19 protein-coding genes and 1 riboswitch are annotated in these 22,741 nt (G+C 47.8%); of the genes, 15 read left to right on the top strand and 4 right to left on the bottom strand.

What is annotated here, in order from left to right:
* Positions 1-50 precede the first annotated feature (50 nt).
* A complete protein-coding gene (locus C0638_RS01075) occupies positions 51-821 on the top strand; it encodes an MBL fold metallo-hydrolase (RefSeq protein ID WP_025677791.1) in 771 nt (256 codons plus the stop codon).
* A gap of 4 nt (positions 822-825) precedes the next feature.
* Here the strand turns inward: C0638_RS01075 and C0638_RS01070 are convergent, their stop codons facing one another.
* Positions 826-2,334, bottom strand: a complete 1,509-nt coding sequence (locus C0638_RS01070) for an aminotransferase-like domain-containing protein (protein ID WP_058711831.1) — start codon at positions 2,332-2,334, stop codon at positions 826-828.
* A 132-nt stretch (positions 2,335-2,466) separates the two neighbouring features.
* On the opposite strand from C0638_RS01070, the gene C0638_RS01065 reads away from it, so the two are divergent.
* Positions 2,467-3,378, top strand: a complete 912-nt coding sequence (locus tag C0638_RS01065; protein ID WP_058711830.1) for a DMT family transporter — start codon at positions 2,467-2,469, stop codon at positions 3,376-3,378.
* Positions 3,379-3,515: 137 nt separating this feature from the next.
* On the opposite strand, the gene C0638_RS01060 is transcribed toward C0638_RS01065, so the two are convergent.
* A complete protein-coding gene (locus C0638_RS01060; protein WP_013369983.1) occupies positions 3,516-4,316 on the bottom strand; it encodes a Cof-type HAD-IIB family hydrolase in 801 nt (266 codons plus the stop codon).
* A 161-nt stretch (positions 4,317-4,477) separates the two neighbouring features.
* Positions 4,478-5,479: a lipoate--protein ligase gene (locus tag C0638_RS01055; protein ID WP_025677798.1), complete on the bottom strand. Its 1,002-nt coding sequence runs from the start codon at positions 5,477-5,479 to the stop codon at positions 4,478-4,480.
* Positions 5,480-5,637: 158 nt separating this feature from the next.
* Here C0638_RS01055 and cobD point away from each other — a divergent pair, with 158 nt between their 5' ends.
* The 10 genes from cobD (at position 5,638) to C0638_RS01005 (ending at position 16,063) form a co-directional block, all read left to right on the top strand.
* A complete protein-coding gene (gene cobD / locus C0638_RS01050) occupies positions 5,638-6,738 on the top strand; it encodes a threonine-phosphate decarboxylase CobD (RefSeq protein WP_013369986.1) in 1,101 nt (366 codons plus the stop codon).
* A complete protein-coding gene (gene cbiB / locus C0638_RS01045) occupies positions 6,728-7,699 on the top strand; it encodes an adenosylcobinamide-phosphate synthase CbiB (protein WP_058711829.1) in 972 nt (323 codons plus the stop codon). The genes cobD and cbiB overlap by 11 nt, the downstream gene beginning before the upstream one ends.
* Before the next feature lie 14 nt (positions 7,700-7,713).
* Positions 7,714-8,466 carry a histidine phosphatase family protein gene (locus tag C0638_RS01040; RefSeq protein WP_058711828.1) on the top strand — a complete coding sequence of 251 codons (753 nt, stop codon included), beginning with the start codon at positions 7,714-7,716 and terminating at the stop codon, positions 8,464-8,466.
* A 96-nt stretch (positions 8,467-8,562) separates the two neighbouring features.
* Positions 8,563-8,777: riboswitch (cobalamin riboswitch) on the top strand.
* Between the two features lie 208 nt (positions 8,778-8,985).
* Complete coding sequence (locus C0638_RS01035) at positions 8,986-9,993, top strand: ABC transporter substrate-binding protein (RefSeq protein WP_058711827.1); 1,008 nt, start codon at positions 8,986-8,988, stop codon at positions 9,991-9,993.
* Positions 9,990-11,036, top strand: coding sequence for a FecCD family ABC transporter permease (locus tag C0638_RS01030; RefSeq protein ID WP_013369990.1), 1,047 nt, complete (start codon positions 9,990-9,992; stop codon positions 11,034-11,036). The genes C0638_RS01035 and C0638_RS01030 overlap by 4 nt, the downstream gene beginning before the upstream one ends.
* Positions 11,033-11,869, top strand: coding sequence for an ABC transporter ATP-binding protein (locus C0638_RS01025; RefSeq protein WP_013369991.1), 837 nt, complete (start codon positions 11,033-11,035; stop codon positions 11,867-11,869). Before C0638_RS01030 ends, C0638_RS01025 begins: the two co-directional genes overlap by 4 nt.
* A gap of 42 nt (positions 11,870-11,911) precedes the next feature.
* On the top strand, positions 11,912-12,982 hold the full coding sequence (gene cobT, locus C0638_RS01020) for a nicotinate-nucleotide--dimethylbenzimidazole phosphoribosyltransferase (protein WP_013369992.1): 1,071 nt from the start codon (positions 11,912-11,914) through the stop codon (positions 12,980-12,982).
* Positions 12,979-13,539 carry a bifunctional adenosylcobinamide kinase/adenosylcobinamide-phosphate guanylyltransferase gene (gene cobU, locus C0638_RS01015; RefSeq protein ID WP_013369993.1) on the top strand — a complete coding sequence of 187 codons (561 nt, stop codon included), beginning with the start codon at positions 12,979-12,981 and terminating at the stop codon, positions 13,537-13,539. Before cobT ends, cobU begins: the two co-directional genes overlap by 4 nt.
* The gene (cobS, locus tag C0638_RS01010; protein WP_058711826.1) at positions 13,536-14,405 is read left to right on the top strand and encodes an adenosylcobinamide-GDP ribazoletransferase; all 870 of its coding nucleotides are present in this window, start codon (positions 13,536-13,538) and stop codon (positions 14,403-14,405) included. The genes cobU and cobS overlap by 4 nt, the downstream gene beginning before the upstream one ends.
* A gap of 38 nt (positions 14,406-14,443) precedes the next feature.
* Positions 14,444-16,063, top strand: coding sequence for a cobyric acid synthase (locus C0638_RS01005; RefSeq protein WP_058711825.1), 1,620 nt, complete (start codon positions 14,444-14,446; stop codon positions 16,061-16,063).
* Positions 16,064-16,163: 100 nt separating this feature from the next.
* Here C0638_RS01005 and C0638_RS01000 read toward each other — a convergent pair whose 3' ends face one another.
* Positions 16,164-17,867, bottom strand: coding sequence for a methyl-accepting chemotaxis protein (locus tag C0638_RS01000; RefSeq protein ID WP_058711824.1), 1,704 nt, complete (start codon positions 17,865-17,867; stop codon positions 16,164-16,166).
* Between the two features lie 498 nt (positions 17,868-18,365).
* Here C0638_RS01000 and C0638_RS00995 point away from each other — a divergent pair, with 498 nt between their 5' ends.
* The 3 genes from C0638_RS00995 to C0638_RS00985 all read left to right on the top strand — a co-directional run bounded on the left by C0638_RS00995 (position 18,366) and on the right by C0638_RS00985 (position 22,709).
* Positions 18,366-19,598 carry a PTS transporter subunit EIIC gene (locus C0638_RS00995; protein ID WP_102163292.1) on the top strand — a complete coding sequence of 411 codons (1,233 nt, stop codon included), beginning with the start codon at positions 18,366-18,368 and terminating at the stop codon, positions 19,596-19,598.
* A gap of 209 nt (positions 19,599-19,807) precedes the next feature.
* Positions 19,808-20,641 (top strand): BglG family transcription antiterminator LicT, encoded by an 834-nt coding sequence (gene licT, locus C0638_RS00990; protein ID WP_013369998.1) that lies wholly within the window; start codon positions 19,808-19,810, stop codon positions 20,639-20,641.
* A gap of 166 nt (positions 20,642-20,807) precedes the next feature.
* Positions 20,808-22,709 carry a beta-glucoside-specific PTS transporter subunit IIABC gene (locus C0638_RS00985; RefSeq protein WP_058711823.1) on the top strand — a complete coding sequence of 634 codons (1,902 nt, stop codon included), beginning with the start codon at positions 20,808-20,810 and terminating at the stop codon, positions 22,707-22,709.
* The last annotated feature ends 32 nt before the right edge of the window (positions 22,710-22,741 follow it).

Here is a 22,741-nt window from a genome sequence, read left to right as displayed (position 1 = left end):
ATGTTCGTTATAATAGTAGTAAAAACACCCAGATAGATAGGAGTTAAATCATGAATCGTCTTATTTTTCTTGGCACGGGGGATGCAATGGGGGTTCCGCGTGTGTATTGTGATTGTCTCGTGTGCACAGAGGCACGCACGACAGGAACGAATGTAAGGTTGAGATCGTCTGTGCTGATCAAAAGCGAGACAGAGGATTTTATGATTGATTGTGGCCCCGACTGGCGTAGACAGTTAGAATTGCGCAGCCTGCGTTTTATCCCTACGATCCTCGTGACACATGCACATTTTGATCATATTGGAGGATTGCCAGAATGGGCGGATGCCTGTCGCTGGACGGGGAACAGAGGGCGCCTGTACGCTCCACAGGAAGTGATTGATACGATCCTGCGTCAATTTTCCTGGCTCCCTGGAAACTTGGACCTTATTCCAGTAGATCAGGGAGTCCAGCTTGGCGGATGGAACATCCGGGGATGGCGCGTGAATCACGGAAAGAACGGATATGCTTACGCTTATCGGTTGGAAAAAGACGGCTTCTCATGGGCCTACTGTTCAGATTCGATTGGACTGAATGAGGCGGAAATTTTGCCTTTACATAATCTGAATTTACTCGTGCTGGGGACGAGTTTTTACCATGAGGAAGCGGAGTATGCCACCCGCTCGGTATATGACATGCTGGAGGCTCAGGAGCTTGTAGGAAGACTGAAGCCTGGAAGCACGGTGTTTACACATATGTCCCATGATGTGGATATCACGTACAACTACGGGCTGCTGGAAGGGATCAGCTTGGCACACACAGGCATGAGTTTGCCGTTAGAATAACGATTTACATCGTTCGACTAATGCGTAGAAGTGTGGAGAGCCCTTCTTTGATTTGCAGCTCATTGGCGTATGAATAGGACAGCCGTATATGCGTTTTACCCTCTGCACCGATGGGATCAAATACATTGCCTGGGACAAAGGAAACGGACTCTTGTATACTTTTGGCAAGTAGCTCATTAGGTTTTATCGTAGAAGGTAGCTGGAGCCACAGGTTGAGTCCTCCCGCCGGGCTGGTCCATGTCCAGCCGGAATCGCGGAGACTGGCTTCCATCGTTTCCTTACGAATCTGGAGTGCGATACATAGCTTTTTAATATGCTGCTGCATACGTGGGGATTGAAAATATTGTAAAAACAGCTTTTGATTCAGCAGCGGCGATCCATTGTCCACCAGCGCTTTGACGCTCAGCAGACTGTCCATGAGCTGAGGCCGACAAGTCACAGCTGCGATTCGCAGACCGGGTGCGACATATTTGCTGTAGCTGCGAATATAGACGACACTTCCCGAGATATCATAGGAGAAAATCGGAGAAGGCGGTTTTTGCCCAAAGCTAATATCATAGGTGCTGTCATCCTCGACAATAAGACAGCCGTAGCGCTCGGCCAGTTCGGGCAGACGTTTGCGCTGCTCATCGGGGATGGTAAAGCCGGTCGGATTGTGAAATGTCGGATTTATATAGAAGAGACGTGGTTTTTCCGTTTTCAGGCACCATTCAATCTGATCCATATCATAACCTTCCGGCTGTATATCCGTTACAGTCAGACGGGCGCCTTGTCTGCGGAATATTTCCATGGCTGGGCCATAGGCTGGACGTTCGATTAATACACGATCTCCTGTACGAATCAGAGAACGGGAAACCAAGTCAATGGCTTGCTGTGCGCCGGAGGTAATCAGTACTTCGTCCGTTGATACTGCGAAATGCTTATCTGTGCTAAAATGCTGTGCCATGGCATCACGAAGCTCAGCATCTCCTTGTACAGCAGAATAGGTAGCCGCGATTTTCGGATGTTTTTCAAACACCTGCATCATTAATTCTCTCCAATATCGGTTGGGTAGAAGAGAGGGATCAATCAGAGCCTTGGAAAATTGGAAGTCCGCGTTCATGGCATGAACCTGGGTGAGTCCATCCATCCCCCTCCAGACAGAAACAGACGGATCGTCTGCCGCGTAAGTGGATTCCGACTGGAAAAGCCGCTTTGTGGATGAACGTTCCGAATAGGCAGTATATGTTGTCAATCCTGCTGCATGGGAAGCATGGGCGTAATATCCCGATTTATCCTTTACATAGATACGCCCTTGTTGCTTTAACTCCTGATACGCCCGGAATACGGTTAACCGGTGCACACCCAATTCCTGAGCCAGACTTCGCACAGACGGCAATTTAGCGTCTGCTGGCCAGTCCCCGCGCTCCATCCGCACATTTATGTAATGGACGACCTGCTCATACAGCTTTAAGCTCGGATCTGTCGAGATATGTTCTGTTGAAAACAATAATTCGCTGTTATCCTTGCCCATGCGGTCCACGCTCCTTTGTGTGTATTGTACTATACAGCACTTCCAAAACGTATACAACTGTTCTGTGGTTGCCCATCTGTTCTGTCTGTCTCCTTGTATGCTTGTGAGTAATAGAAAGGAGAGGGAAGTGTCATGGTTGGTATCGCCTTTACAGTTATGTGTCTTATTTTTGGTACTACATTTTTGGCTATCAAAGTGGGAGTGGAGGCCGGACTTCCGCCGTTCTTATCGGCAGGCGCACGTTTTATGGCAGCAGGGGCAATCTTGTTTATTGCGATGAGGCTGTCAGGAAAGGTTCGATGGTCGTTATTATGGCGAAAGGAAATGCTGCTAATTGGGACGGGAACGACCTTCGGTACATTCTCAACACTGTATTGGGCGGAGCAATATGTCAGTTCGGGAATCGGTGCTATTTTGTCGGCCACCGGACCGATGATGATTGTGCTGATGCAGTCTGCAATACTGCGGCAAAAAACGACGAGAATTACGCTCATGGGTTGCATGATCAGCTTTCTCGGGGTCGTGCTGGTGGTATTGCCCGGCTTGGCGGTTCAAATCAGCGGTCTGTGGCTGGCTGGTTGTATGGCCATTTTGCTGGGTGAGCTGTGCTATTCGGGAGGAGCTTTGTATTCCAAGCGAGTCATGGACGCGTTTCGTGATACGAACCCGATTGCCTTGAATGCAGCACAAATGTTTCATGGTGGTTGGATGCTGCTAGTACTGTCGGCTTTTACAGAGTCTTGGAATTCTGGGGGATGGAATCTGCTGCCTGCCATAGGCTCTCTATTTTATTTGATCGTGTTTGGTTCCATGATTGCGCAGACACTATTTTACTGGCTTATGGCGCGTACGAATCCATTGTTTCCGACCACATGGCTCTACATTTCACCACCGATTGCTGTAGGCCTGGGTGCTTTTTTGTATGGAGAACATGTAAGCTGGTGGACGCTGGCAGGAGTGCTGCTCATTGTGACCGGGTTGATGTGCATGAATAACGGAATTATCCGTCTGGTGAACAGACGTAAATTTCGCTCTGCTGCCTGATACTTTGAAGCGGTCAGTTATGATATGATCTGACAAAAAGAGCCTCCAAACTGCCGTATGTTAATGAACATGCGACGTTTGGAGGCTTTGTTGTTGAAATACTTTATATAAGTATTACGGAAATAGTCACTTTTTGCTTATTCAACATTGAGTACGAATTTGTCGATGGCGTGCTTAACACCGTCTTCATTATTGCTGCGAGTAATGTAATCAGCCAGCTTTTTCAAATCAGGAATCGCATTCTCCATCGCTATGCCGAGACCAGCACATTCCAGCATTTCATGGTCATTCCACGAGTCGCCGATCGCAATGGTCTCCGACAGATCACAGCCAAAATGGTTTGCAAGGAAGGCAAGGGCGTGGCCTTTAGTGCCTTCATGATGCATAATTTCCAGGAAATGAGGTTTGGATTTTGTAATATGCACCTCGTTGCCAAGCAGTTCGCGCAGTTCGGGAATTAATTCATCCAACACTTCTGGCTCGTCGATAATTAGCAATTTAGGAGCCGGTTGCTCTATAACTTTACTGAACACAGGCTCTACAAAATATTCCGTGTTGTTCAGCTCGGTGTAATCTTTAATTTTCTGATTATCTTCACGTGTGTACAATTTGTCATCTATATATGTTTGCAGATGCAGATTGCGTTCCACGCAAAATTCGTACAGACGACGTGCAGCCACGAGTGGAACATAACGCTCATACAGCACGTTTTCGTCGAGCAGGTTTTTAACCAAAGCTCCTTGGTACGTAATAATCGGTACATTCAACCCCGTCTGGCGTGCAATTTTGTGCGCGGAGGCATAAGCTCGTCCAGTAGCGAGAGTAACCACCACACCTTTAGCTACAGCAGCTTCCAATGCCTGTTGTGTCGCTGGAGTAACTTCTTTCTGGTCATTAATGAGAGTATCATCAATATCAATGGCAATTAATTTATACATATCGGTATCTCTCCTTTATCTCTATCATGGGGCAATATTAAAATTGTATCTTATAATATTCAAAATGACAATATTGCATTGAAAAAGGGACGACGCCCATAAGAGCCTGTCCCCTTATAACCACTGAAGTATTGGCTTGAAACCATGGAAAAAAGTAACGCTTAGTCTTCCAAAAATACAAGTCCAACAAAGTCGTCCAGCTCAATATTACCAAAGTAATGCTTCAAATCGAGAGATGATAAGGCTTGACGGACCTCACCTTCATCATAACGCTTGCCGCGCAGGATATTTTCAATATCAGCGACATCACCTACACCGAAGAAATCCCCGTAGATTTTAATATCACGGATGTAGCCTTCCTTCAGATCCATGCGGATATCTATAATACCGACCGGGAATTTACGTGTGTGCTTGATATTGCTCTCAGGGGATAGACCGTAGTTCCAATCCCACGACTGATAGCGTTCTTTGGAAATTTCATGGATTTTAGCCCAATCCTCATCGGTGAGCTTATATTGAGGCACCTGATCCAATTCTGAGCCAAAGATGGACCGCAGCAGTTCCTCGCGAAATTGTTCTATGGTCATTTCACGGTCCATCAGTTCGCTGATGTTAGCCACGCGACTACGGACGGATTTTGTGCTTTTGGATTTGAATTTCTCGGGATTGGCGTGCAGCGATGCAGCCACATTGTCTAGATTCAAATTGAACATCAATGTACCATGGCTGAACATACGTCCACGTGTGGCAAATTGAGCGTTTCCTGAAATTTTACGTTCTCCGACTTGCAGATCGTTGCGTCCAGTCATTTCGGCTTCTACTCCCATTTGGCGGAGGGCGTCAATCACAGGTTGCGTAAATTTGAGGAAATTATGAAAGGACTCCCCGTTATCCTTGGTAATGAAACTGAAATTTAAATTACCGAGATCATGATATACAGCCCCGCCGCCGGACAGGCGACGAACGACTTGAATATTGTTGTCTCTCACAAACTCAGCGTTGATTTCTTCAACGGTGTTTTGATGCTTGCCTATAATAATAGAAGGCTGATTAATGTAAAACAGCAGATAGCTGTCGTCCAGCGGTAGATGCTTGAGCGCGTATTCCTCAATAGCAAGATTAATAGCTGGATCGTGTATGCCCTGGTTGTCGATGAACAGCATGTCCATTCCTCCGTATATAACTGTGTAATTTATGTGTGCCTCCCTCTATTGTAACCCAAGTGAGCCATGTACAAAAGCTCATTTGCATTGACGGGACGCAAAAAGCAGCCTCATAATGGATCTAAATGATTGGAAACGGCCGGAAAGGATGAGAGGCAATGATAGAGGTTTACGGTCATGGCGGGGACAGGGAGACGGCTGCCGCGACATTTGGTGGAGCTGCTGCGGATTTTGTGGATTTTAGTGCGAATATTAATCCGCTCGGTCCGCCACCGGAGGTGCTTGAGGCGCTGCAAAGCTCATTGGACACGGTGATTCGCTATCCAGACCCTGGACACCGCCATTTTAAAAATATGCTGGCACGGCGGCTGCAGGTTCCACCGGAGGCTTTGAGCATCGGTAACGGCGCGGCTGAAAGCATGGCGCTCTTGCTATTAGGGCTGGCACCCAAGCGTGTGGGTACAGTGGAGCCGTGTTTTTCGGAATATGCCGAGCTGGCTGGCAAATTCGGAGCCGAGATCCATCGGGTATACGGGAAGGCTTCGCTTCAATGGAAGGCAGACGTGGAGGACATCCTTCAGCTCATGGAGCAGGTAGATGTATTGTTCCTTGGGCAGCCGAATAATCCAAACGGTGTGCAATATGGTGAGCAGGAGCTATATGAACTGGCAGAGGCGGCTGGCAGAACGGGTACCGTGTTGGTGGTGGATGAAGCCTTTATTGATTTTATCCCACTGGAACGGCAAATCTCATTATTGCCTGTGCTGGAACGCTATCCTCATGTGATTTTGATCCGATCGATGACCAAATTTTATGCCATTCCTGGCTTACGATTGGGCTATGCGATTGCTCATCCGGACTATATCCGGCAAATGACGGCCAAACAGGTGACCTGGAGCGTTAATGGACTGGCGTTGCTGGCTGGAGAGGCGTGTCTGAGAAGTGGGCAAGCTTATGAGCGCCGCACACAGGAACTGATTGCTACGGAGCGCAGTCGCTTACTGGCTGCCTTGGCGGAATGGGGCTGTGGTGTCGTTCCCGGCGAAGCCAATTACGTGCTAGCAAGGGCGCCGGGAACGTGGAGTGCATCGGCTATTCAGCAGGCGCTTGGACAACGCGGGATTCTTATACGTAGCTGTGCCATGTATCCTGGACTGTCAGCGAGCCATTTTCGAATTGCGGTTAAGGACGCCGAAGCCAACAATATGCTGCTGTCTGCACTGAGTGAAGTGCTGGAGGAGGAGCGGCGTGATCGTTAGCTTGGTTATCATGGCAGCCTATCTGCTGGACAGGCTAATCGGTGATCCGAGGTGGTTGCCGCATCCAGTCATCGGGATGGGACATGCCATTTCAGCATTGGAAAAAGCGATTCGCCGTAAGGTCCGCAGTGACCGAGGACTGAAACGTGCGGGCACACTGCTTCCATTTATTGTGGCTGGGGGTTCCTTTGTGCTTGCCTGGGGGCTGTTGCGTGTGCTTGCCTGGATTCACCCGTGGTTGTCTGTCGTCGTAGAAATTGTTCTGATTGCAACTACGATTGCTTCCAAAGGTCTAAAGGACGCAGGGATGGCAGTATACCGAGCGTTGCAGGCGAATGACCTGACTGCGGCACGTCGGGAGCTAGGCATGATTGTCGGAAGGGATACGCAGCAGCTTGACGAGCCCGAAATTGTGCGCGGTACCGTCGAAACGGTCGCTGAAAATATCGTGGACGCCATTATTTCCCCGCTTTTTTATGCCCTGATCGGGGGAGCACCCTTGGCACTGGCATATCGAGCCGTAAACACGCTCGATTCAATGGTTGGCTACAAAAATGAAAAGTACCTGCATTTAGGCTGGGCCTCGGCACGGCTGGATGATGTAGCTAACTACATTCCGGCTCGCATGACAGCAGTTATGCTAGTGATAGCGTCGTGGTTGTATCGGCTGGATGCTGCAAGAAGCTGGCGGACAATCAAGCGGGATGCCCGTCTGCATCCAAGCCCAAATAGCGGATTTCCCGAATCAGCGGTGGCAGGTGCCCTAGGGATTCGTCTCGGTGGCTATAATGTGTATCACGGCATACGCTCCTTTCGGGCATATATGGGCGAAGGGATACGACCGTTGGAGTCGAAGGATATCCGGCATACGATCCGGCTGATGTTCGCCGTATCCACTATGTTTGTAGGATTGTGTTTGATGGGAGCTGCAGGGTGTTTTGCCTTGGGATGGATGCAGTGAGGAGTGACACGATTTTGAAACAAGATACAGAAGGAAAAAGAGTGCGAGAAAGTGCACCAAGTCCGAACTCACAACAGGTTAGTAAGCCGAATGATGCTAAAGAAGATCTGCAGTGGGACATGGAGCTCGTGCTAGTTCGTCATGGCACGACCTTATGGAATAAGGAACGTCGATATCTGGGACATGCCGACTTGGGTTTGCTGTCGGGAGCAGAGCAGGAGTTAAAGACTTTACAGAAAAAATTGCAGGGACATTCCTTTGCTCGAATCTATTGCAGCGACTTGATGCGATGTCGCCAGACCTTGCAGATCATTTTGCCGGAGTCAGCATTGACGTCTCAATGTTCCCTCTCTGCTAAGCCTCCTATCATGGAACCACGTCTGCGAGAACTTCACTTTGGTGAGTGGGATGGAAAAACGTATGACATGCTTAAGGATGTGGCGTTGTATCGCGCTTGGATTGATGAGCCGCAACAATTCACCCCACCTGGAGGAGAGCCTTGGATTCATTTTGTGAATCGTCTGCGTGAATTCCTCGACTCTTTGTTTGCGTGGCGCATTGCTTTGGAGGTTCAGCCAATGAAGTCGAATGCTACGCCGCCCTCTGTTTTGATTGTCACGCATGGTGGTGTAATTCGTCAGTTGGCTTGTATGCTTATGCCTGGCCATGATTTTTGGAGTCTGAATCCGAAGCCGGGAGAAGCATTTAGGATTCAGTTAAGGTTGATAGGACCGCACAATTGTATAGCAAGATTGCTTTCTCATTAGGTTAAACAAGGCGAATAAAGCGACTGTTTGGGTTGTAAGCTAACTCTTTTTAACCTATAATCATCAAGTAAAAGAACGGCTTGACTATCACTACATCAAATATCCAGCAGACGAGGTCGGCGCCATGTGAGGAACTTGCTTTCCTTTATTGCGTTGTTAAAAGGGAAGTCGGTGTGAGTCCGACGCGGTCCCGCCACTGTAAATGGAAACATGCTCATTAGCCCTGTTTTATGTGCCGCCAAGCATATGAAAGAATATCAGGACATGCATTTTCCATAAGTCAGGATACCTGCCCGTCCGCCTGTCACCATAATCCTTCGAGGAAAGGATGACGTGTTCGCAGTGACTGTCCATGCGGAAAGAAGCTGCCCGCCTGCGCACGATCTGTGCTAACGTGACCCCTGTGTCCTGATATGAGGATGCGGGGGTTTTTGATAGGAAAAGAAGGCTGGAACGAGAAAATATCGGATGAAGTTCAAGTAACGCTCTTAACGATTTATGTATGAAGGGGTGCAAATCATGGCGGGAAAAAAAATAAAGGTATGGACTACAGGTCTATTGGCGCTGATATTGGCAGTTGGGCTGAGTGCATGTGGCGCGAATGGAAAAAATGCAGAAAATAAAGAGGGCCAAGCTTCTTCACAGCAGCCGGGACAGACCGTAACCGCACAAGTGCCTCCGGGCAAAACGGTTTACCCGCTAACGCTTAAGGATGCAACAGGACAGGAATTTACATTTAAAAAAGCACCGGATAAGATCGTTTCCGTCTCCCCGGCAGAAACCGAGGCGCTGTTCGCTATCGGACTGGATAAGGAAGTTGTTGGTGTATCCGACTACTCTGATTACCCGGAGGCAGCTACGAAAAAGCCTAAAATGGGCGGTATTATGAAACCGAACGAAGAGGCGATCATTGCTGCGAACCCGGAAGTTGTTTTTGCAGGGATTTCACTTAGTGAACAGGCTACGACTAAGCTGCGTGACATGGGAATTATGATTTTTAAAACAGAACCGAAAACAGTTGAAGATGTCATAGCTAACATCGAATTGTATGGGAAAATCACCGATCATCAGAAAGAAGCGAGAGCGGTGACTGACAAGATGAGAGCAGATGTAGCAGAAGTGAAAGAAGGAGTTAAAAATATCGGCAAAGGGCAGAAGCTGCGGGTATACGTCGAGTTTTCACCAGGCTGGACAGTGGGTAAAGGCGAGTTTATGGACGAGCTGATTACATTAGCAGGTGGTGAAAATGTAGGTGCTACGCAGAAGGGGTGGTACCAAATCAGTGAGGAAAATATTATAGCTGCAAACCCTGACGTGATTTTGTACAGTAAAAGTGTGAAGGACGACAAAACAGGCCAGACCCTCGGAGATATCATTAAAGCTCGCAGTGGATGGGATCAAATATCGGCTGTTCGTAACCATCGTGTATTTGCCGTGGATGATAATTTGATCAGTCGTCCGGGGCCACGCGTAACGGAAGGGCTCAAGGAAGTGGCTAAGGGCGTGTACCCTGAAATTTTCAAATGAACCGTAGACTGATCGGTTTTGGGGGGACAGGTCTTGTCTTGCTGCTGCTGACGCTGCTACTCTGTCTTGGCATCGGCTCGGTCAGTCTTCCGGTCAGCCAGATCACAGGTATTTTGATCAACCACCTACCGTGGTTAGGTGATACGTTTACACCGGATTGGAATACATCCTCAGAGCAGATCATTTTGAAGGTCAGATTGCCACGGGTGTTACTGGGAATGTTGGTTGGAGCAGCGCTGGCGCTGGCGGGAGCCGGATTTCAGGGTGTGTTGCGTAATCCCTTGGCTGATCCGTATACCCTTGGGGTATCCTCGGGAGCTTCGGTCGGAGCAGCAGTACTGATTTATTGGGGGCTTCAATTTTCATTTGTGGGTATATGGACGCTTCCGCTAGTTGCATTTATAACCGGCATGCTGACGCTGTGGATGGTGTTGACGTTGGCGCGTGAAGGTGGGAAAATTCCGACCCAAAGCCTCATTTTATCAGGTGTGGTGATGCAATTTTTTGGGGGAGCCATTGTTTCTTTTCTGGCAGCCATGTCGAAGGAAACAGTCAATGAAATATTGTACTGGACGATGGGAAGTCTCAGTCTGCGCGGTTGGTCATATACGGGAATTCTTTTACCTTACGTGATCGTTGGGCTGGTGTTTCTATGGAACCGGGCACGGGTGCTAAATATTCTGGCTTTGGGAGAACGTCAAGCGGCTCATATGGGGGTTCATGTAGATGCGACGAAGCTATCTGTCCTGATCATATCTACCTTGCTGACAGCTGCCGCTGTCTCGGTATGTGGAGTCATTGGCTTTGTTGGACTTGTTGTGCCTCATATCATTCGTCTGATGGCAGGTCCCGATTACCGGATGATTGTTCCGTTATCTGCCCTGGGTGGAGCTATTTTTATGGCTTGGGCAGATACGGCGGCTCGCACGTTGTTGGCCCCAATGGAAATTCCTCTGGGCGTTATGACGGCCTTTGTTGGGGCACCGTTCTTCGCGTATCTCCTGTACCGGAACAAGAAGCTACGCAGGGGGGATCTGTTGTGACCAAACAAAGTGAATTACAGAAGGTGTATGATCGGGCGCTAGAGGTAGCAGGCCTGACCCGTGCTTATGGAAAGTTCCATGTGTTGAAGAATATTAGCTGGAACGTAGACGAAGGAGCTTGGTGGGGGATCATTGGTCCGAATGGGAGTGGAAAATCGACGTTGCTGCATCTCCTTTCTGGCGTAGATCAGCCGACTTCTGGAAGTGTTCATATCTATGGTAAAAAGGTCGGTAGCTACAGCAGAAAAGAGCTTTCCCAACTTGTAGCCGTACTCCAGCAGGAGGGAATTCCTCCAGTGGGATACACCGTCAGGGAAGTTATAGAAATGGGACGGTTTCCTCATCAGGACTGGCTAGGCAGGGAAAAGGGAGTTGATGTGGAGGCGATTACGGATCGGGTCCTAGCGCGATTGAGTCTAACTTCACTGGCCGACAGAACATTGGACCGCTTGAGTGGGGGACAGCGACAGCGTGTAGCATTAGCAAAGGTGATGGTACAGGAGCCACAGGTATTGCTGCTGGACGAACCTACGACTTATCTGGATTTGCGCTATCAGCTTGAATTTATGGAGTTGCTGGCAGAATGGCGCCAAGAAACGGGCGTGACAATCATTGCTGTCCTGCATGATCTTAATTTGGCGGCACAGTTTTGCGATAATTTGCTTGTACTTAAGGATGGAATGGTTGAAGGATTGGGTACTTCATCGGATTTGCTAACAGAGGACCGGATTCGTCGTGTATATGGTGTTGAGCCTGTGATGCTTCCGCATCCCGATAGCGGTGTGCCGCAGCTCTTGCTGCGCAGAAGCGCTGCGTCTACAGCAGACCAATAGGAGATTGGGAACATACTAAAAAAAGAGCAGGGAGTGGAAGATATGAACGACAAGCTGCGTCAGCTGATCGATAGCATTGCCCAGCCGGATGGAGTGGCGGCTTCGGCAGCTTCAGCACATTTGGACCAATTAACGAAGCCACCTGGAAGTCTTGGAAAGCTGGAGAGTTTGGCCATCCAGTTAGCAGGAATTACTGGCGTGGATAAGCCTGAATTTGATCGTAAAACGGTGATGGTCATGGCTGCGGATCATGGTGTGTGTGAAGAGGGAGTTAGCGCCTTTCCAGCTGAGGTTACGCAGCAAATGCTGTATAACATGCTGTCAGGCGGCGCAGCAATTAATGTGCTGGCACGTCATGCGGGCGCTGATGTCCAGGTAGTAGATGTTGGCGTGAATGCGGATGTCTCTCACCCGAGTTTGGTGAATCGTAAGGTGCGCATGGGCACTTCGAATATGGCTAAAGGGCCAGCCATGCTGCGTACGGAAGCGGAACAAGCAGTTTTGGCCGGAGCTGAAGCTGTAGCAGAAGCGGTTAAAGGTGGCACACGGCTATTCGTTACCGGAGAGCTGGGCATCGGGAATACGACAGCCAGCGCTGCGGTCGTGTGTGCGCTCACCGGGCTTGAGCCGGAAGTTATCGTAGGCCGGGGGACAGGTGTAGATTCGGCGGGACTTACCCGTAAAATAGCCGTTGTCTGCCGCGCATTGGAGGTGAATCAGCCGGATGCCAATGACGCGCTTGACGTGCTGACCAAGGTCGGCGGTCTGGAGATTGCCGCCCTGGCAGGCGTCATCCTCGGCGCAGCCGCACATCGCTGTCCAGTGGTGCTGGACGGCTTTATTTCCGGCGCGGCTGCTCTCGCTGCACGCGCAATTGCGCCTGCAAGCGCGGCGTACATGCTTGCTTCGCACGCCTCGGACGAGCGCGGACACGCGGCGGTGCTTCGCCAGCTCAAGCTGGAGCCCATGCTCCATCTGGACATGCGGCTCGGAGAGGGCACGGGCGGTGCGCTGAGCTTGCACCTGATTGATGCGGCGTGCCGCATTATGCGCGAAATGGCGACCTTTGCCGATGCAGGCGTATCGGACGGTCAGGGAGCCGCGCAGCGATGAAGGCGCTCGTGACCGGCGGGGCACGCAGCGGAAAAAGCGGCTTTGCCGAGCGATTATGCATGGCGCGCGCGCCGCGCGCCTGCTACATTGCAACGGCGCAAGCCTATGATGTGGAGATGAAGGAGCGCATCGCCCTTCATCGGCTCCAGCGCGATTCTGCCGGGTATGACTGGCAGACGCTGGAGGAAGCGCAGGCGCTGCCGGAGCTGCTGCGAAAGCTTGGCGGTGCTCAAGCGTCGCAGCCTGCGCCTATGGTGCTGGTCGACTGCCTGACCCTGTGGCTGTCGAACGTACTGCTGGCCGCAGGCGAGGACGGTGAAACTGCCGCCAGAGCCGCCATGGATGAACTGGCGGCAGCTGTGGAGCAGTATCCGGGATCGCTCGTCATCGTAACCAATGAGGTCGGTGACGGTATTGTACCAGAATATCCGCTTGGAAGGCTGTATCGGGATTTGAGCGGAGTTATGAATCAGCGGATTGCCCGTCTTTGTGATGAAGTTTTTTTAGTAACGGCGGGTATCCCCGTAGAACTTAAACAGTTGGAATATAAGCTATGAGTAGTGAACGTCAGGCTGTTGCTGCGGCTTTTCAATTTTTATCCCGTCTACCGGTCAAGGCGGAGCTCGATTTTTCCCCGGAGTTGCTGAAACGCAGTACAAGCTATTATCCGCTGGTTGGATTGGTTATTGCCATTATCGTTTGGAGCTTTGCGGCGCTTACGGCTATGGTGCTGCCACCAGTGCCATGTGCGATTCTTACCCTTGCTGTCTGGGTGTGGTTGACGGGCGGACTGCATCTGGACGGGTGGATGGATGCGGCTGATGCCTTGTTTAGCTACAGGTCCCGTGAACGGATGCTGGAAATTATGAAGGATAGCCGTGTAGGAGCGATGGGTGTTATTGCTTGTGTACTGCTACTCATGCTCAAGGCTTCTTTGTTGTATACCGTGCTGGTTGAGCGAAATGCGTCCGGCTTGCTGATACTTCCGATGGTTTGGAGCCGTTGGTTTATGGTACATGCGATGAGGCGCTGGCCTAAAGCCCGTAACGATGATGGGCTGGCGGCGCGTTTTGCTGATATGAACGGTAAACGTGTCGGACTGGCCGTATTCTGGGCAATATTAGTGACGCTATGCGCTGCTGTAGGGCAATATATCTTTGCAGGTTTAGCTACAGTAACAGAGGAAGCAGGGGGCCTATCGTTAGCAGGGGCATACTTACAGATGCATCTTTCGAATTCTGGGTCTTTTCCAATCTGGCTAGGATTTGCATTGCTTCCGCTTTTGGCCTACGGAGCTGGAACCTTTGTTGCAAACCGTATTAACCGCCGCCTTGGGGGACTTACGGGGGATATATACGGAGCTTTGAACGAATTGCTGGAGACGGTTTTGTTGCTGTTTATTGTCATTTTGTACGGGTTGTGACCCAATTTGAAATGAATTCGTTAAAGGGGAAGAGGCAATTGTCAACTTTCGAACCGTCCCGCACGAACCCGGCAGCTATATTGATGCTTCAAGGAACAGCGTCGGATGTGGGCAAAAGCGTAGTAACGACTGCACTGTGCCGGATCTTTCTGCAGGACGGCTATCGTCCCGCACCGTTTAAGTCACAAAATATGGCGTTAAACTCTTATGTTACTGAGGACGGCAAGGAAATTGGACGTGCTCAGGGTGTGCAGGCCGAAGCCTGTGGTATTGAGGCGACGACCGATATGAATCCAATTCTGATTAAGCCGGTCAAGGACATGCACTCACAAATTGTTGTACACGGTGTACCTTATGCCTATATGAGCGCCTCTGATTACCGAAAGGATTTTTTGCCACAAGCCAAGCATACCGTTATGGATGCGCTGAATCGGCTGCGTGATACCTATGATATTGTGCTTATGGAAGGGGCGGGCAGCCCAGCAGAGATTAATTTAAAGGACCGCGATATTGTAAATATGAACCTTGCAGGCTGGGCGGATGCTCCAGTATTGCTGGTTTCGGATATCGACCGGGGCGGTGTCTTTGCCTCTCTGGTAGGGACTATCGAATTGCTGGAACCCCATGAAGTACAGCGTATCCGTGGATTTATCATTAACAAATTCAGAGGCGATTTGTCTCTGCTTCAACCGGGATTAGACTGGCTGGAAGAACGGACAGGTATTCCTGTACTCGGTGTATTGCCCTATTTACCGGACATTCGTATTGAAGCAGAGGATTCGGTCGTACTGGACAAGAAGCCTAAGCGGTCAGCAAAAGATAAAGAATTAGATATAGCGGTGATACGCTATCCGCGTATTTCCAATTTTACGGACACGGATGCTTTGGCTGCAGAGCCTGACGTGAGCGTACGTTATGTCACAGAGGCCGGACAATTGGGCGTACCTGACGCTATTATCTTACCGGGAACCAAAGACACCATCGGAGACCTGCTGGAATTGCGGGAAAGAGGGCTGGAGGAAGACATTCGAGAGGCCATGAAGACGGGACGCACGCAACTGGTTGGTATTTGTGGGGGCTATCAGATGCTGGGCACAGCGCTATTTGACCCCGATGCCGTCGAATCTGGGTTGCCGCAGCAGGCAGATGGATTAGGATGGCTAGCTCTATCCACGACCTTCTTAAAGGAAAAGCAAACCGTGCGTGTTCAAGGAACCCTGACTAATCATTGCCCGCTTTTGCTAAGCGCTGCACCTGATTCAGGTTCTGCCGCCAAGCCAATCATTGAAGGTTATGAAATACATATGGGTGTTACGGAGTATGTCACGGAACCACATGTATCTATAGACAGGACTCCAGACTCAACGAATATGAAAACATTATTCCAGATTCAGCGTGGGGAAGGGGCCGCCTTTGAGGAAGGTTGGGGCACGATTGACGGTAAGGTATGGGGAACCTACTTGCATGGTGTGTTTGATAATGACCGTTTTCGCCGGTCCTGGTTGGATGGATTGCGACAAGCCAAGGGCTTGGCAGCTTTAGATAGCACTTTTACTGTACGTGAAGCCAAGGAACAAGAGTTTGACCGTGTCGCAGAGGTGGTACGCGCTCATTTAGATATGAAGCAAGTTTATCGCATTCTGGGGATGGATTCATAAACTTCTTCATGGAAGATCCTTTAAATTCGCTTTTAAAAAATAAAGAGGTATCTCTACAGTCATTTTTGTGACTGAGAGATACCTTTTTTAGCAGCTCAGCTTACTTAATTTTAAATTTTTGGACCGCCTTTTGCAGCTCAGTTGCTTGTTGGCTTAATTGACGAACAACCTCACTGTGGCTTTCCATTTCATTCAGTTGCTCGTCGGCATTTAAACCGATCTCCTGAATCATATGCTGTGCATTGGCAGCAATGAGAGCTGTTTCTTCCACGGAAGCAGATACTTCCTCCGAGCTGGCGGATACTTGCTCTGTTGCTGCGGATACGGTTTGAATCGTAGCGTTGATCTTTTGCATGAGCTCACTTAGCTGGTTAAAAGCGAAACTCGCCTGCTGAACCATTTCTGTTCCCGAGTGAATCTCACGGCTAACCTGGGTCACAGCGTCCACAGATTGCTGCGATACTTCCTGAATGGTAACCAAGTAGTCCGAAATTTCCTGTGTTGCTTCTTTGGATTGCTCTGCGAGCTTGCGAACTTCCCCGGCAACTACAGCGAAGCCCCGTCCATGCTCGCCCGCACGGGCAGCCTCAATGGAGGCATTCAGGGACAACATTTGAATCTGCTTTGTAATATCGAAAATTGCAGAAACGATGCTACCAATAGCTTCTGAGCGTTCATTCATACTATGTATGTATCGAAGCGACTCATCAGCGGCATGTCCTACCTGTGACATTTGAGCTACAGCTTTTTGAGCAAGCGTATTACCGTTAACCGTTTCTTTCGTCGCTTCACTGATTTGATCAGATACATCATTGGCAGAGGAAGCGATATGCTGAACACCTTGAGCAATCTCCTCCATAGCCTGCGCATTTTCAGCAGCAGCAGAAGCGATGCTGTTGCTGCCCTTGGCTACTTCTTCGGCGGCAGCTGTAGAGTCCTGCACTTTTACACTCATAGCCTCAGTCCGACGAAGCAGCTCGTCCGACCCTTTAACAACTGCACCTGATGTAGTAAGCACATGGCCAATCATTTCTTTCAAGTTATGAGACATAGATTGGAAGCTGCGGGCAAGTTGAGCGATTTCATTAACTCCATGAACCTTCGTGTCTTGTGAAAGATCACCTTGGGCAATTTTTTCGCTATGACGAACCAATTCGGCAATGGGCTGTACAACTTTACGTATGACAAGGGTAGAAATAACTCCGCCCAGTATAAGTGTTGTCAGTGTAATACCTATGCAAATCCATAGAATTTGTTGGGATTTTTCCTGTACGAATCCAACATCTTCGTTCACGCCAAGAATCAGATTACTGCCTGATATGGCAAAGAAGGCGGTTTTGTGTACTCCGTGCGAGTCGCTGTAAATGCCACTGATATTCATCTCGCCTTGTTTTGCTTCTTTAATATCCTCGACAGGAACGAGAGTATCCTTGACCTTATATGCTGATTTTACGTTTCGTGCGACAACTTCGGCCTTACCATCATCCTTCAGCACCGCAATATATGCCGATTCTAATTTGAGGGTGTCGACCTTGTCCTGAAGATAAGCTTCCATCTGCATAGCAGAGCCCGAATCAGAACCACTTCCTTGCCCAGCCTGAACAGCTAAGGAGATATTGAGATCCTGGTACACATTTTTTGCTCCAGTTTCTAGCAATTGATCTACTTGAGGCATGACACTGCTATTAATAATACTCATGGCTACTGCATAGAAACTGATGCTGAACAAAAGGGACGCAAAGAGTTGAATCAGCAAAAACATAATCTGCAATTTTGCGCCTAGGGAACGATTAAAAAGCTTCATGAAAATTCTCCTCTCACATGATGGTAATAAAACAGACGGATTGCCCTGCTTGATGTAGGCCGCTTGTCCAATGAGATACTAGACAGCCATGATCTACTTGTTTCCTTTCTTTGCTTGAAGAAAAGACTGAAAATGTTCGGATTCTATGTATATTTCAGCTGTATTCAAGGGACAAGAATGAGAAAGGGAAGTAATCCATGATTTACTAAAAAGTAGGTTAGACCTATTTTACATAATTAACAGACGGTTGAATAGTCATATTTGCCCAAAAACAAACAAAAAATATATAACTATGGTCTTAGGTGTTTAGATGTAAGTTTGATGTAAATTATCAGGAGTAAGAAATTAAAAGGCTTTACCTGTGCTTTTATAACTATTGTAAAAAAGAAGGAATATAAGTAGTATAAGGAATGCCACTTTTTACAAGTTTCTTCTAAGCTAGCTTTAATACGTTCGAATGTGGTCTTCAATATACATATAAAAGGGGTAAAGGCAGTTATGGATCGTGAATTACTTTCTAAGGAAATAAACTCGGAGGTAGAAGGAGAAGATAAACAGGAACCGACTAGAGACAAAGATAAAGCGAATAGAGGAGGGAATCCGTTCAGCCGCCTGTTTGATTTTATCTCAGGTGTATTCACTCCGTGCTTGCCATTGCTAATTGGTGGAGGAATCATTCAGGTGATTGCGCCTGTTTTATTGTTCTTAGATTTTTTTTCTGATACTCAAGTTTCCACTGTTTTAGGGTACATTGGTGGGGTCGTATATTATTTTTTGCCCGTTATGATAGCGGTAAATGCGGCAAGAAAGCTTGGTAGCAATTTATTTATTGCGGCGGCAATTGCGGCCTGCTCATTTCATCCTGGCATTATAGAACTGCTGCAATCCAGCCTAAGAATGAACTCAGACGATTTACCCGTGGTGGAGCCACAGTATGTTGCTTCTTTTATACTGATCCTTATTGTTGTCTGGCTTGCATCAAAGATTGAAAAGGGATTGAGTAGGTTCGACCGCTATTCTATTCAACTATTGGTCGTTCCGACATTGACGCTTATCATTATTGTGCCTTTATTACTGTTTGTTTTTGGTCCGCTGTGGACGACCCTGGCTCATAACTTGTCAGATGGTCTTGCTTCATTGTTTGACGATGCGGAAGTATTTGCGGGTCTGCTGTTTGGCGGGACGATACCTGTGCTCCATTTTGCGGGCATGCAATATATGATGTCGATGAACATAATAGAATCCATGGCTACGAATGGCTATGATTCTATTACTCCTGTTGTTGCGGCGGCAGTAATGGCTCAGGCAGGCGCGGCCTTCGGTGTATGTGTTAAATCCAAAAATGCCAAAGTCAAAACACTAGCTGCTTCCACAGGCATATTGGCTATGTTTGGAATCATTGAACCGGCATTATACGGCGTTAATGTGCGCTTCAAAAAACCGCTTATCGCGGGACTGGTCGGCGGGGCTGTTGGCGGGGCGTGTATGTGTCTGTTTGAAGTGAAATTGACTGCTTTTGCAGCCTTATCTGGCTTGCTTAGCTTACCACTGTTTTCCGACGCTACATTTGTTTACGCCATTTTGAGCATGCTGATTTCGTTTGTTACGGCTAACGTAATTACGTATTTTATGGGCTTTGTGGACGAAAAAGAGGAGCAATCCCAAATTGCATCCGCATCCCGCATCAGTGCTTCCTCCGATGTGAATGTGGAAAAGAGCTCTAACAGTTAAGGTGCAGCGACCGCACATAATTACATCATGAAAGTGTTTACAAAAAAATCTTGTCAGCTCAGTGTCTATATGATACTATGATGACAGTTATTCAAAACTGCACAATCATGGATTGTTACTGAGCATATCGGGCAAAACCATAAACAGGCACTTTGTGTCAGTTTTGGTGTTGCCTTTTTTTACTACTCCAAGCGGCTTAAGGTGATGGAATGAAGATAGCAAAGGTGCTGAATAATAACGTCGTAACGGTCATTGATGAACAGCAGAAAGAATTAGTCATTATGGGAAGAGGAATTGCTTTTAAAAAAAACACAGGCGATGAGATTGAAGAGGGGAAAATCGAGAAAATTTTCAAGCTTGAAAGTACCGAGGTTTCCCGTAAATTGATGACCCTGATGTCTGATATCCCTATTGAGTATGTTGAAATTTCTGATGAAATCATCCAATATGCCAAAACGATACTTGGTGTAGAGTTGCATGACAGCATCTATATTTCGCTGACAGATCATATCCATTTTGCCATAGAGCGTTATCGTTTGGGTATGGACATCAAGAATGCACTTTACTGGGAAATCAAACGAATGTACCGCAAAGAATTCGCGATTGGAACCAAAGCATTACACATGATTCAGGACAAGCTGGGGGTTACACTTCCAGATGATGAAGGGGCGTTTATTGCCTTACATTTGGTGAATGCACAGCTTAACAGTGAAATGCGTGAAACGATAACCCTGACTAATATCGTCAAGGATATCATAAACATTGTAAGTCGCTTTTTTGTAATGGAGCTGGATGAAGAGTCATTAAGCTATTACCGCTTTATTACACATCTCAAATTTTTTGCCCAACGGGTTATGAATGGAACTCCTGTACAAAATACAGATAATTCCCTTCATGATATGGTTAAGGTACAATATAAGGACGCTTATGCTTGTGCGGAAAAAATAAGAGATTATACGACTAAGATCTATGGTCGAAGCTTGTCCCAGGATGAGATGCTGTATCTCACCATTCATATCGAACGCATCATTAAAAATCAATGATTTTATAGATGATCAGGGATTTAGGATTGCTACTTCTAAACCAGAAGGCAAAACCTGAATGCTGAAAGAAGATTGGCTTTTATAAAGCTGTCTGCTTTCTGTATTCAGGTTTTTTTTATTCCTAATTTTCACACTTTATACCTTAAAAAGAAAAGAGGAACACCCCATGGATCGAAATCAATTATCCAAAGAGATACTTACATTGGTCGGTGGAGAAGAAAATGTAGAGCAGGTCATTCACTGTATGACGCGCTTGCGTTTCAATCTTCATGATGACAAGAAAGCTCAAAAAGAGCAGTTGCAAAAAACGGATGGTGTCATGGGAGTCATGGAGAGTGGCGGCCAGTTTCAGGTGATTATCGGTAATGATGTAGCTAATGTATATAAATCGTTGGTGAGCAACATGTCCAAGGCACCGCAAAGTGAAACAGGCGCAAGCACTGCATCCAAGAAAAAACAAAACCCGATCAGCCAACTGTTCGACTTTATTGCGGGTATGTTTACACCTATTTTGCCGGCGATCACCGGTGCAGGTATGATCAAAGGGATCATTGCCCTATTGGTAGCTATGCACTGGATGTCTGACAAGAGTCAAACCTATACGATTTTAGCGGCAATAGGTGATGGTGCGTTCTACTTCCTGCCTATTATTCTGGCTGTCAGTGCTGCTAGAAAACTCGGCAGTAATATGTTTATTGGTGCGGCGATTGGTGCTTCTATTTTACATCCAGACATTACAGCATTACTGGCTTCGAATGTGAAGGTTAGCTTTATTGGCCTTCCGGTGACAGCGGCCACGTATTCCTCGACCGTTATTCCAATTGTTATCGCGATCTGGCTGGCGTCCTATGTTGAAAAATTCATTGATAAGTATACTCATGCATCACTGAAGTTGCTTGTTGTCCCAACACTGACTTTATTGATTATTGTACCTTTGATTTTGGTTGCTGTAGGGCCGCTCGGCTCTATTATTGGTAACGGCCTGTCTGGTGGTATCTCTTGGTTGTTTGAAAATACAGGTGCACTTGCAGGTCTGCTGCTCGGCGGTACCTTCTCCCTGATCATTATGACTGGTATGCACTACGCGTTGGTTCCGATTATGATCGGATCGATTGCAACGCTGGGTTATGACTACATGATTCCAATTATGGGAGCAGCTAACTTGGCTCAGGCTGGTGCTACACTCGGTGTATTCTTGAAATCCAAAAATGCCAAAGTCAAAACAGTGGCCTTCTCCACGAGCTTGACAGCTATTATGGGTGTAACCGAGCCTGCAATGTATGGGGTTAATATGCGGTTTAAAAAACCGTTTACGGCAGCGTTGATCGGCGGAGCTGTCGGCGGGGGCTTCATGAGTTTGTTTGGCACAAAAGCGTACGTCGTTGGGGGACTCGTTGGTTTACCTGGTCTGGCTATGTTTATTGGACCGACTTTCTTGTATGCAATTCTTGGTCTCATTATTGCATTTGTGGTTGCTACGATTGTTACCTATGTGATCGGTTTTACAGATGAAAAGAACGAAGAGGCACCACAAGTAGCAGATGCTGCCGGTAGCATTTCTACTAAGGGAGTAGCACAATCTGCGGTGAGCTCACTTCCGAAAGGTGAGACAATCCCGGTATTCAGCCCAATTATGGGTGAAGTTAAACCGCTCAGTGAAGTTAATGATCCTGCATTTTCTCAAGAAATTATGGGTAGAGGATGGGCTATTGAACCCTCCGAAGGTCGGGTTGTTTCCCCAGTTGACGGCACAGTGTTCTCTATTTCCAAAAGCGGACATGCTGTAGGCTTGGTGAGTGATTCAGGACTTGAAATGCTCATTCACGTAGGGATGGACACCGTTAAACTAAAAGGACTTCATTTTACGCCTCATCTTAAAGCAGGAGATCGCGTGAAGGTAGGCGATCTTATACTGGAGTTTGACCTGGTGGAAATCCGCAAGGCTGGTTACGAAACGATAACGCCTGTTATTGTTACGAATGTAGATCAGTTTAGCGAGTTGGAACCTGCCGGGAATCAGCATAAAGTGGTTAAGGAACAGGAACTGTTATATACAGTGATCGTCTAACAGCTAAAAAAATCTACGAATGAATTGAATAC

The sequence above is a fragment of the Paenibacillus sp. lzh-N1 genome, assembly GCF_002872435.1.
GTDB classification, from domain to species: Bacteria; Bacillota; Bacilli; order Paenibacillales; family Paenibacillaceae; genus Paenibacillus; species Paenibacillus polymyxa_C.
Note: the sequence above shows the minus strand (reverse complement) of the source record. Positions and strands in the feature narration are given on the sequence as shown.